This window comes from Dolichospermum sp. LEGE 00246, from assembly GCF_015207865.1.
GTDB lineage: Bacteria > Cyanobacteriota > Cyanobacteriia > Cyanobacteriales > Nostocaceae > Dolichospermum > Dolichospermum heterosporum.
The window spans coordinates 1-11259 of record NZ_JADEWA010000145.1 but is presented as its reverse complement, the minus strand read 5'-3'; the positions used below and the strand labels follow the sequence as shown (position 1 = coordinate 11259).

Here is an 11259-nt window from a genome sequence, read left to right as displayed (position 1 = left end):
CAATATTCGGTTGTAGCTTGAATCTCCAGCGTATTTGCACAGGTTTATTTTGTTGATGTAATTGATGATATAACTGTGTTAGTCTACAATTAAAAGGAAGTCAATAGCTAAAATCTATGAAAAAAAGCTATTTCTTTTCAACTGCGGGGAATGTTGCCGCCGACACAATAGAAAGATATATTAATGACCCGCATCATGGTTGAGAATATTGGCAGCGGTTAAAACCGCACGGGTAGGCTTTCCCCCGCGCTCTAAAGAGACGCGGCTCCCAGCCTTCCCGCAATCCCCTGGTGGGTTATGAACCCACTTGATAAAACTACACATTTAACGGCTTTTTTGTGATAACTGGCGTGTGATTATCACTATTTACAATTGGTACAGGGGCAATGGTTTCCTTACCTGTAATTAATCTCGCGCCACGATTGCGGGTAAAATAACTCCACAACCATTGAATCATCACAACTAACTTATTATCAAATTCAATCAAGAAGTAAATATGAATAAATAACCAAACAAACCACGCCAAGAAACCTCTGAGTTTGATAAATCCTAAATCAACAACTGCGGCGTGTTGCCCAATCATTGCTAAACTACCTCTATCCACATATTTGAATTGGGGTAGTGTTTCACCTTTCAAACGTTTTTGAATGAGTTTAGCTACATATTCGCCTTCCTGCATGGCGACTGGTGCAACTCCCGGTAAAGGTTTATCATTTTGATGGGCGAAATTTGCTAAGTCACCAACTACGAAGATGTGGGGAAAGCCTTTAATACTTAAGTCTGGTTCAACCATAACACGACCAGCGCGATCGCTCTCAACTCCCGTCTTCTCTGTCAAAACTTTCCCCATTGCTGAGGCTTTCACACCCGCAGCCCACAACACAGTTTTTGCTGCAATTTCTTTGACATCATCACCTTGCTTAATCGTCACAATATCATTTTCAATATGTGTTACCAAAGTTTTGGTTTGCACATCTACGCCCAAAGCCTTTAATGATGTTTCCGCTGTGTGGGATAATTCCGGGGCGAAAGGGGGAAGAATCCGATCTAAACCTTCTAACAATAAAACTCTGGTTTCTGAGGTGTCAATGTTGCGGAAATCTTCTGTCAGGGTTTTAGTTGCCAATTCAGCGATCGCCCCCGCCAATTCTACCCCAGTTGGACCACCACCAACAATCACAAAAGTTAACAAAGCTTGGCGTTTTACCGGATCACTTTCGCTTTCAGCCGCTTCAAAGGCAGAGAATATCCGCCGACGCATCTCAATTGCATCTTCTACAGTCTTTAAACCCGGTGCAAATTCTTCCCAGTTATCCTTACCAAAATAGGAATGCTTCGCCCCTGTAGCCACAATTAAGGTATCGTAGGGGACAGTTTCCTCACCCACCATCACCTTTTGGGCGTTAGCGTCAATATCATTCACCTCACCCAACAGCACTTTTGTATTCTTACTTTTGCTGAGGACAGCCCGCAAGGGAGAAGAAATATCCGCTGGGGATAAAGCACCTGTGGCTACTTGGTACAGAAGAGGTTGAAAGAGGTGAAAATTGCGTTTATCAATCAGGGTGATTTGCACATTAGCCTTAGCCATAGACTTAGCGGCATACAATCCACCAAAACCACCACCAATAATCACGACTTGATGAACCGGTTTCTTGTCAGCTAGATCAACCATAAAAAATATTTCCTTCCATTACAGGGCTGTAACTATTCTTAACAAATTTGTATCAAAATTGTCACAATTATTTCTGTTTATCTTGAACTTCTTAAAAAAAAAGAAAAGTGGTGGATTAGTCAGGAGGTAGGGGCGCAGGGCCTGCGCCCACCCAGGAGTCAGGAGTCAGAAAGAAATTCCCCCCTATTCCCTATTCCCCAATTTGCGATACAATCATAAGTCTGCCAATTTCATGACAGCCTTTATAAACAGGAGATGCTTCTATGGCGCGTATGTATTATGATGAAGATGCTAATTTAGACCTTTTAAAAGGTAAAACCGTTGCTATTATTGGTTATGGTTCTCAAGGTCATGCTCACGCGCTGAATCTCAAAGATAGCGGTGTAAATGTCATTGTCGGATTATATCCCGGCAGTAAGTCCACAGCCAAAGCCGAAGCTGCTGGTTTGACAGTTAAAAATGTGGCTGATGCTGCCAAAGCTGCTGATTTTATCATGATTTTATTACCTGATGAAGTCCAAAAAACAATTTACAAAAACGAAATCGAACCCAATTTAGAAGCTGGAAACGTTTTAGCTTTTGCACATGGTTTTAATATCCATTTTGCACAGGTTGTACCCCCTGCTGATATTGATGTCGTCATGGTTGCGCCTAAAGGACCTGGACATTTAGTGCGTCGTACCTACGAACAAGGACAAGGTGTACCTGCATTATTTGCAGTTTATCAAGATGCCACTGGTCAGGCACGCGATCGCGCTATGGCTTATGCTAAAGGTGTTGGTGGTACACGCGCCGGTATTTTGGAAACTACTTTCCGTGAAGAAACCGAAACCGATTTGTTTGGGGAACAAGCAGTATTGTGTGGTGGTTTGAGTGCTTTAATCAAAGCCGGTTTTGAAACCTTAGTTGAAGCAGGATATCAGCCAGAACTCGCTTATTTTGAATGTCTGCACGAAGTCAAATTAATTGTTGATTTAGTCGTAGAAGGTGGTTTAGCTACCATGCGCGATAGTATTTCTAATACTGCCGAATATGGTGATTATACTCGCGGTCCTCGCGTTGTCAACGCCGAAACTAAAGCGGAAATGAAGAAGATTCTCAGTGAAATTCAATCTGGACAATTTGCGCGGGAATTTGTCTTAGAAAACCAAGCTGGTAAACCTGGTTTTACTGCTATGCGTCGTCAAGAAGCTGAACATCCTATTGAAGCAGTTGGTAAAGATTTACGTGCCATGTTTAGTTGGTTGAAAAAAGCGTAATTTGGGGGAATTGGTAATTGGTAATTGTTTACCTTTTACCAAATTCTTTATTTTGCACGCAGAAAATATTTAGCAAAGTATGACAAATATTTGCATAGAAGTTAAACTAATATTTGTAAATAAAGAATTAAATGCCATGACACTCAAAATCAAATCTATTACTAGTCTTAAAGTCCAGGGGTTAATCTTAACCATCCTGCTATCAACCTTAATACCTGAAACTGTTCAGGCGCAAATTATTCCCACCATCAAATTACCAACCACTACAGTTCCTAAGCCAACCATTAAAGTTCCTAAGCCAACCATTGAAACTCCATTAACCCCACTAGTATTTCAAGTACCTGCTAATTTTGTCGTCAGTCCAGCAGTTAATACAACTTCTAGCTTCGTTTCTGGGATCAAAGAGGGTAGTAATTCACCTCAAATTCAGACAAGGACAGTGACAGGGACGGGAAGTGAATCTATTGCTATTCCGGTCGCAACTACGACATCAGGAACTGTATCTACTATTAATGTAGTTCTACCTTCTAAAAATTCTGTTTCTAGTGGAGATGTCAATTTTAATGTTGATACAACTCCAATTTCTACCGTTGGTTCTGTAATAAATAGTGTTAACCTTTCATTTCCTGTACCAGTTTTAGATTAGACATCTCCGAAAATTGGCGTTGCTGAATTGAGGTATGAAATTCCCAAATTGAACCTTTAAAAATCTTACCTTTGCGTCTTTGCGCCTTTGCGTGAGACTAAAATTCATACCCTTAATCAGCAACGCCCGAAAATTAAGTATGCGTGGCATGAAACCCCTGTAGAGACGTTCCATGGAACGTCTCTACAATTTTTGCTGGAGATGTCTACTGATTTGGAAGCTAAAATTTAAGTTCTAGATTCATGTCCCCTCTAAAACCATCCTCACTTTTACCTAAACGAGAATTCATCACTAAACCAGAATTAGCACTTGCATAACGAAATATCATCCCATAGTTAGGATCTTTTAACTGACCTTCAAATCCTTTGGTAGCTGTAGAATAAGTTGAATAGTATGGACCAATTGTGACAGTCCCTAATTCTTTATCTTTGAAAACATCATAGGTAGATTCAATTTGATATGAAGGTTCTTGATTACCAAAAGAGAAAGAAGTATTGAAGTTAAAACCACTTCTATGGGAAAAGTTCATGAGTAAAAAAGTGCTAATATCACCTAAACTAGTAGATTGAACATCAGGATTGAGGATTTGGGGGGAACAATTTAATACGGGATAAAGAGTTATATTAAAATCTGGTTTCACAAACTGAAATACATTACCAATAGAAAGACTTGATAAATTTAAACGATTAGGATTATTATTATAAGTTAGTGAGAAAAAAGGTGAATTAACTATAATCGTACTCCATTGTTTATTTTTATCATAAAAAGTATTCCGAAAATCTGCTTTAGTCGCAAACTTTAACATTCCTCCCAGCGAACTTTCTCCGGTAGCATTAGGATTTAATTTACCCAAATTATTATCAATCATTGGTACAGAATCAGGAAAAAGATTAAACCACATACCTGTAGATAGGGAATAACTCAAATTATCAATACTTCCAGACATGACAAATTCCACTGCTGGTAAATAAAGATTTCCGGTATAGGAAGATGTTTCAATTTCTCTTTTTTGAGACGTACTCAGTTGAAGTCTGCTAAAGTTTATATCAAAAATTTTTCCTCCCCCAATCATAGAAGCTGCTGTAAACAAACTATCGAAATTATTATCAAAGACAAAAGATTTATCAAATAAAATTTGTCCATCTGAAGTTTTTGCCTGCAAAAAGGTATATGTAATCGTTTGAGGCGCATTAGCATTAGTTTTGGGAATATTAGAAAACATTGGACCCAAGTCACCAAGAGAAACCGAATCTATGACAACAGGAGTTTCATCAGTCCAAGGTTGTATTATTTGCTCAATAAATTGGACACTTCTTTGATAAATACCTGTTCTTAGTTGTAATAATAAGGAACTATCTGAAGTGATATTTCCTGAAAAAGTATAACTTCCAGAAACTTGGGCAAGGCTACTATTAGTATTACCATAACTTAGGGTATTATTTAACCTTTCATTCATTTGTCTGCGTTGTTGAGATGTGGCTTTTGTCTTCAACGTCGCTAAAGTTTTTACGGTATTAAACTGTTCTTTTGCTTCATTAATACTTGCATTCAAATTACCCGGATTAATAATACTAAAAGCACCACCCAATATTAATCCTAGACTAGCGTTTGTAGTCTGATTCAAATCAGTATCTTGCCATTGGGCTGTAGTTACAGATAAGCCAGGATTAGCAAAAACATTCAAATAATTTAACCTAATTTTTTCTGGGTCATATTGTAGTTGTAGTAATGTGCGGTTATGTGACCAACTCAAAGTATATCTATACCAAGCTTGATTTTGAGGAGCTAATATCGAAGAAGTGGTAACTTCAGGACTTTGTTGTCCAAGGTTAGACCAACTTAAGGAATTAAGATAATGAAAATCTCTTTGTTCTTTCGTTAAAAAGGGATTGCTAAGGACTTCAAAAAGATCATTATTATTTATTTGATTAACTTGTAAAGTTTTGATCCAGATTTTGTTTTGGCTCACTATAATTTAGGTTGTGTTTTACAAAATCAAAATCGCTATCCAGAAGCAATCACTTCCTATCGTCGGTCTTTAAAGATTAATGCAAATTACATTGATTCCTTAAAGAATTTAGGTTATGTTTACTATAAAAATGGACAAGCAGATTTAGCCCAAGAATGCTTCCAAAAAATATTGCAATTAAATCCTAACCATAGCGAAACTTATGAACTTTTGGGATTTATTGCCGGTGAACAAGGAAAATTATCAGAGTGTATTAGTCTGTTAAATGAAGCCCTGAAAATTAATCCTAATAATCCTAAACTACATTCTTGTTTTCTGTTTAATTTATCTTCTCTTGTCAGTTTTACACCTCAAGAAATATTAGATTCTGCTCAACTGTGGTATCAACAACAAGTAGTTAGTCAATGGCTACCAACCCTCACCACCCACTCTCAGGATAAAACTCCACACCGTCGTTTACGCATTGGCTATATTTCCCCTGATTTTCGCAGACATTCGGTAAGTTCATTTATTAAACCCCTTTTTCAACACCATGACCGCACCCAGGTTGAGGTTTTCTGTTATGGGGAAGTCAAAGAACCGGATGCAATTACAGAGGAAATTATAGATATCTGCGATGCTTGGCGTTCTACTGTGGGTCTTTCAGATTTACAAGTGGCTGAATTAATTCAAGCAGACCGCATAGATATTATCGTTGATTTGGCAGGGCATACGGCAAATAACCGGATGATGGTCTTGGGGATGAAACCAGCGCCGATTCAAACTACATATTTAGGCTATTTTGCTACCACAGGTTTACCGACAATTGACTATTGGATTACTGATCAGTTTCTTCACCCCCATGATACAGAGGAAAAAACCAGCGAAACTATATGGCGTTTACCCCGTTGCTATGTAGGTTATGAACCGCTGAACAATGCCCCGGAAATTACTGAACTTCCTAGCAAAAAAACGGGAATTTTCACTTTTTCATCTTTCAATAATTTACGCAAACTTACACCAGAAACTTTTGCGCTGTGGATTGAAATCCTCAAAGCAGTTCCTAATTCTCGCTTGGTATTAAAATGCGCTAGTTCTGATGTATTCAGTCCCTTAATTACCGAGAGAATCCAAACCCCCTTTGTGGAACAGGGTATTGATCCTAAACGCATCTTCTTATATGGTGCGTTTGCTACTGATGAAGACCATCTGAATCTTTATAATCAGGTTGATTTGCATTTGGATAGTATTCCCTATACGGGATGTACTACAACTTGTGAAGCCCTGTGGATGGGAGTACCAACATTAACCCTAGCAGGGACGCGGAAAATGGAGCGCATGAGTGCCAGTATTCTCCACAGTGTTGGTTTGGATGATTGTATTGTCCATAGTGCCACAGAGTATGTTCAAAGAGCGATCGCATTAGCCCAAAATCCAGATTATCTCCAATCTTTGCGCTTAAATATGCGCGAACGAATGCTGCACTCTCCTTTGTTGGATGTGAAAAACATCGCCAGCACTTTAGAAGCAGCTTATCGCCAAATGTGGCAGATTTATATTGAAAAAAACACAGGATCTAACAGCGCAAATCTCCCTAATCATGCTTCTGTTCCGGTGGAATTAGAACCCGCTGATGCTATTAATTACTATCAGCAACATATCGAAAATCATCCTGATGATGCCCAGGGATATTATCATTTAGGTCTAGCTTATCAAGCCTTAGATGATGTAGAAAATGCGATTCCATCTTATTTGCAATCTCTTGCCATTAATCGCGGTTCTGCTGCTACTTATCAAGCTTTAGGTAAATTGTTAGAAGAACAGGAATTAATTGCAGAGGCTGAAAAATATTATCGCTGTGCGTTGTTATTAGCACCTGAAAATAGTGAAATACGAGAAACTTTCAAAGGTTTTTTACAACAGTATCGTTCTCAACCTGCTAATAAAGTTATTCCCATTTTTCAGGAAAATGCTAACAATTCTGAAGAGCGTAAATATTTTAAATTCACTGATGCTGATCCTCATGAATGCCTAGTGGAGATTGAGGGTGGGATTAAAGTATGTGTTAAGAATGATATCAACAGCTTGACAACTTATGTTTTGCTAGAACAGGGTGATTGGTTTGAGTCAGAAATGGAGTTTATTCGCAAACTGATTACACCAGGGATGGAAATCCTAGATATTGGTGCTAATCATGGAGTCTATACCTTAACTATGGCTAAGTTACTCCAAGGAGAAGGTAAAATTACGGCTTATGAACCTGCTAGTTCAGTTGTTTCTTTATTGCGAAAAGGTGTAGAAGCTAATGGTTTCACGAATGTAGAGATAGTTAATGCCGGCTTATCAGATTGTGAGGGTGAAGCAACTTTATTTCTATCAACAAATAGTGAACTAAATTCTCTACAGCCTGATAATTTATCTCAACAACAAGAAATTATTAAACTGCTAAACTTGGATGAAGAATTAGCCCTGCGTAACTGGCAGAAGATTGACTTTATTAAGTTAGACGCAGAAGGAGAAGAAGCCAAGATTCTCGCAGGTGGTAAAAGATTCTTCTTTGAGCAATCGCCATTAATTATGTTTGAACTCAAGCATGGCAAACATATTAATATGCGACTAATTAAGCTATTTCAAAATCTCGGCTATGAGACTTACTACTTAGTTTCTGATCTAGGTTGTTTATTTCCTTTTGATGTAAATCAGCCAGTAGATGGCTATCAATTAAACTTGTTTGCTTGTAAGCCAGAGCGATCGCAACAATTAGCTGAACGTGGTTTACTAGTAACACAAGTTAAAGAAAAGCCTCTACTTCCACAACCATCCTACTGGTTAGAAGCAATAGCAGCTTATAGTTATGCAACTCCTTTCCTAAATCAGTGGCAAGAATACGCAACGGTTGCCAATGCTGATAATCAAGTTTATTTAGAAGGGCTAAATTACTTCTTTCTCTCAAAAACAGTCAGCCTTTCCCCAGGAGAAAAGTTTGCCTCCTTAGAACATTCCTTTGAATGTATTCAGCAAGCTGTTAAGGCTCAACCTTCGTTAACTAGATATTGTAGTTTGGCTAGAGTAGCGGCAGAGTTAGGGAAAAGACAAGTTAGTGTGGAAATACTGGAAAAATTAATTACCAATATCAATTCTGGCAGATTAATTAGGGTAGATGAGCCTTTTCTGCCTGTGAGTCAGCAATATGATCATCAGATATTTAACAATAATCTGCAAGACTGGTTCTTAGTAAGTGTTGTTGAAACCTGCGAGAATAGACGCGTTTTCTCATCTTACTTCTCAGCTAAACAATCAGTATATTTACTCAATCAGATTATTCATAAACCCTTCCACAGTCATCAATCAGAAGGCCGATTACTTCTTGCCAGTAAACGACTTGACGGATAACGATAGGATGAAATTAGTAATGCACCATTATCAAGGATTTGGTGCGTTACGCTGTCGCTAACACACCCTACGTATTTTTAACGTGAATTCGATAGCGTAGCGTGACGACGTAGGAGTCATTGAACCTCACCCCAACCCCTCTCCGACACGGAGAGGGGCATTTTAACTTCTCATTATACTCAAAACGGCTAGAAGCTGGACTTTTTTATCATACAAAGAACAAGTTCAAAGCCTCTCCAGTATTAAATATTATTCCTTTTCCCTCTCCTCTTAGGAGAGGGTTAGGGAGAGGTGCGGGGAGAGGTTTACCAGAGGGGTTAAAAATTATTATATATTGAGTATATCATAGCCCCCTCATCGCTTGCGGGGAGGGGGTTGGGGGTGGGGTTCTTGTACCTCATAACATAAAATCCACATTACATATTTAGTAAGGTGCGTCAGATAGGGGAAATCTGTTTTTTACCAAATCATTGGGTCTGACGCACCCTACAAGAGATAAAATCCACATTAGATCAAAACTATGCACAATAAAGTTTAAAAAATGAATTACCAAGTTGTTAACCAATTAAATGAAACTCAAATTTTTGAACTTGTGGAATTATACAAACATGAATTTTGGAGTAAAAACCGAACATATCAAGGTGTTAGCAAAATGTTGGCTGCATCTGATGTTATTATCGCTTTAATAAATGAGGAAAAAGAACTAATTGCTTTCTGTCGTGTTTTGACTGATTTTGTTTATCGCGGAGTTCTTTATGATGTGATTGTTAAACCTAGTTATAGAAACATGGGATTTGGTGATAAATTATTAGATGAAGTCATTAATCATCCCCAATTAAAAGCAGTAGAAAATCTTGCTCTTTTCTGTTTACCAGAAATGATTCCTTTTTATGAACGGTGGGGCTTTATATATGATGTAAATGGACTGAAAATAATGCACCGACATGATTCAGTTATGGGAGGAATAGAACCATGATTATTAACTATGATAGTCTGAAGACTATTGACTAAAATTCGTCAGTAATTACTTTCTTGATAATATTTACAGTTTGATACTTGCACTATGTCTACTCAACGTCTAATTCAAAGTATATACACAGATGGTGCTTGCACAGGCAATCCTGGACCTGGTGGTTGGGGTACAGTTGTTTATTTTAATGATGGTTCAGTTCACGAAATGGGCGATTCATCCCAGCACACCACTAATAATAAAATGGAAATGCAAGCTGCGATCGCCGCCTTGGAATTTTTCCAATCATCTGGACAAACTCAACCCATTACCCTGTACACAGATAGTAAATATGTGATTGATTGTGTGACAAAATGGGTAAAAAGCTGGAAAAAGAACGGCTGGAAAAAGTCGGATGGAAATCCCGTCCAAAACCAAGACCTCCTAGAAATTCTTGATCAACTCAATAGCCAAAGGGTACAATGGCAGCACGTCCGGGGACATTCTGGTAATGTTGGCAATGAACGCTGTGATGTAATTGCCCGTTCTTTCGCAAATCACAAAATCCCCCACCTCAAACAGTCATTAGCCGACTTTCTTCACGAAACTTTACCTGAAATTGGGGAAATAAGCGTAGTAAAAGTACCTAATGATCCGATAAACTCTACAATAACTAATAAAAATACACTAGAAAGCAGTCTGTCTGCATCAGATACCAGCACTATGGAACTATCTACAACACCAACTGCGACTACAACCAACGAACAACCCACTGAAATCAGGGTTTTACAACTTCGCAATTTGGTGGAAACCTTGCGTATTGCAGACGAAATTGCCGAAAAAGGCTACCTAATTACCAGTTCAGAATTAGCAGACTTAATGGGTGTTCACTCTAGCGCCGTTACCAGCAGAGGTGATGAATGGCGTTGGCGAAATTGGATAGTTTCACGGGTCAGACGTGAAGGTAATCAAATCCTTTGGGAACTGGAACGTGTTGATACTCTGCGGTCTAAAGACACGCAGATTCTTTAATACTTGCTTAAAAAGGATAGTCAATTATCCTCCTAAGTAGGTGAACACAATAAAACCAATCTGTGTAAAGAAAAGTAAAATCTCCCAAACCCTCTTCACTCTTACATGATTGCCTCTTGCCAATTAATTTTACCATATCACAGCAAACCCTAAATAGAGCCTCCGGCTTCCGAAGGGATACGCCATTGGCACTTCCTCCACTGTCTGAAGCCAAGTGGCTTCTGTGCCTTTCGTTCTCTCTTGTGATTTGTAATTAAGTTTACACACAAGTTAAATTACCCCCCTTAATCCCCCCTTATAAAGGGGGGATTAAGGAAAAATTAGTTCCCTCCCCTTTATAAGGGGAGGGTTAGGGAG

Annotated in this window: 7 protein-coding genes; 5 read left to right on the top strand and 2 right to left on the bottom strand. The window is 38.6% G+C overall.

Features of this window, described 5'->3' with window-relative positions; genetic code table 11:
* Positions 1-316: 316 nt before the first annotated feature.
* Positions 317-1675 carry an NAD(P)/FAD-dependent oxidoreductase gene (locus IQ228_RS11795; RefSeq protein WP_027403437.1) on the bottom strand — a complete coding sequence of 453 codons (1359 nt, stop codon included), beginning with the start codon at positions 1673-1675 and terminating at the stop codon, positions 317-319.
* Between the two features lie 263 nt (positions 1676-1938).
* Here IQ228_RS11795 and ilvC point away from each other — a divergent pair, with 263 nt between their 5' ends.
* Together ilvC and IQ228_RS11785 are read left to right on the top strand one after the other, a co-directional pair.
* Positions 1939-2934 carry a ketol-acid reductoisomerase gene (gene ilvC, locus IQ228_RS11790; RefSeq protein ID WP_193962925.1) on the top strand — a complete coding sequence of 332 codons (996 nt, stop codon included), beginning with the start codon at positions 1939-1941 and terminating at the stop codon, positions 2932-2934.
* A gap of 79 nt (positions 2935-3013) precedes the next feature.
* A complete protein-coding gene (locus IQ228_RS11785) occupies positions 3014-3580 on the top strand; it encodes a hypothetical protein (protein ID WP_193962924.1) in 567 nt (188 codons plus the stop codon).
* A gap of 220 nt (positions 3581-3800) precedes the next feature.
* On the opposite strand, the gene IQ228_RS11780 is transcribed toward IQ228_RS11785, so the two are convergent.
* Positions 3801-5549, bottom strand: a complete 1749-nt coding sequence (locus IQ228_RS11780) for a hypothetical protein (protein WP_193962923.1) — start codon at positions 5547-5549, stop codon at positions 3801-3803.
* On the opposite strand from IQ228_RS11780, the gene IQ228_RS11775 reads away from it, so the two are divergent.
* The 3 genes from IQ228_RS11775 to rnhA all read left to right on the top strand — a co-directional run bounded on the left by IQ228_RS11775 (position 5541) and on the right by rnhA (position 10902).
* On the top strand, positions 5541-8921 hold the full coding sequence (locus tag IQ228_RS11775; protein WP_193962922.1) for an FkbM family methyltransferase: 3381 nt from the start codon (positions 5541-5543) through the stop codon (positions 8919-8921). The two genes, IQ228_RS11780 and IQ228_RS11775, sit on opposite strands and share 9 nt — an antisense overlap.
* 541 nt (positions 8922-9462) lie before the next feature.
* Complete coding sequence (locus IQ228_RS11770; protein WP_193962921.1) at positions 9463-9897, top strand: GNAT family N-acetyltransferase; 435 nt, start codon at positions 9463-9465, stop codon at positions 9895-9897.
* Positions 9898-9984: 87 nt separating this feature from the next.
* Positions 9985-10902 carry a ribonuclease HI gene (rnhA, locus tag IQ228_RS11765; RefSeq protein WP_193962920.1) on the top strand — a complete coding sequence of 306 codons (918 nt, stop codon included), beginning with the start codon at positions 9985-9987 and terminating at the stop codon, positions 10900-10902.
* The last annotated feature ends 357 nt before the right edge of the window (positions 10903-11259 follow it).

What these genes read in the sequence shown, in the direction of transcription:
- IQ228_RS11795 (WP_027403437.1), bottom strand. Translation starts at nt 1,675, where the DNA reads ATGGTTGATCTAGCTGACAAGAAACCGGTTCATCAAGTCGTGATTATT.
- ilvC (WP_193962925.1), top strand. Translation starts at nt 1,939, where the DNA reads ATGGCGCGTATGTATTATGATGAAGATGCTAATTTAGACCTTTTAAAA.
- IQ228_RS11785 (WP_193962924.1), top strand. Translation starts at nt 3,014, where the DNA reads ATGACAAATATTTGCATAGAAGTTAAACTAATATTTGTAAATAAAGAA.
- IQ228_RS11770 (WP_193962921.1), top strand. Translation starts at nt 9,463, where the DNA reads ATGAATTACCAAGTTGTTAACCAATTAAATGAAACTCAAATTTTTGAA.
- rnhA (WP_193962920.1), top strand. Translation starts at nt 9,985, where the DNA reads ATGTCTACTCAACGTCTAATTCAAAGTATATACACAGATGGTGCTTGC.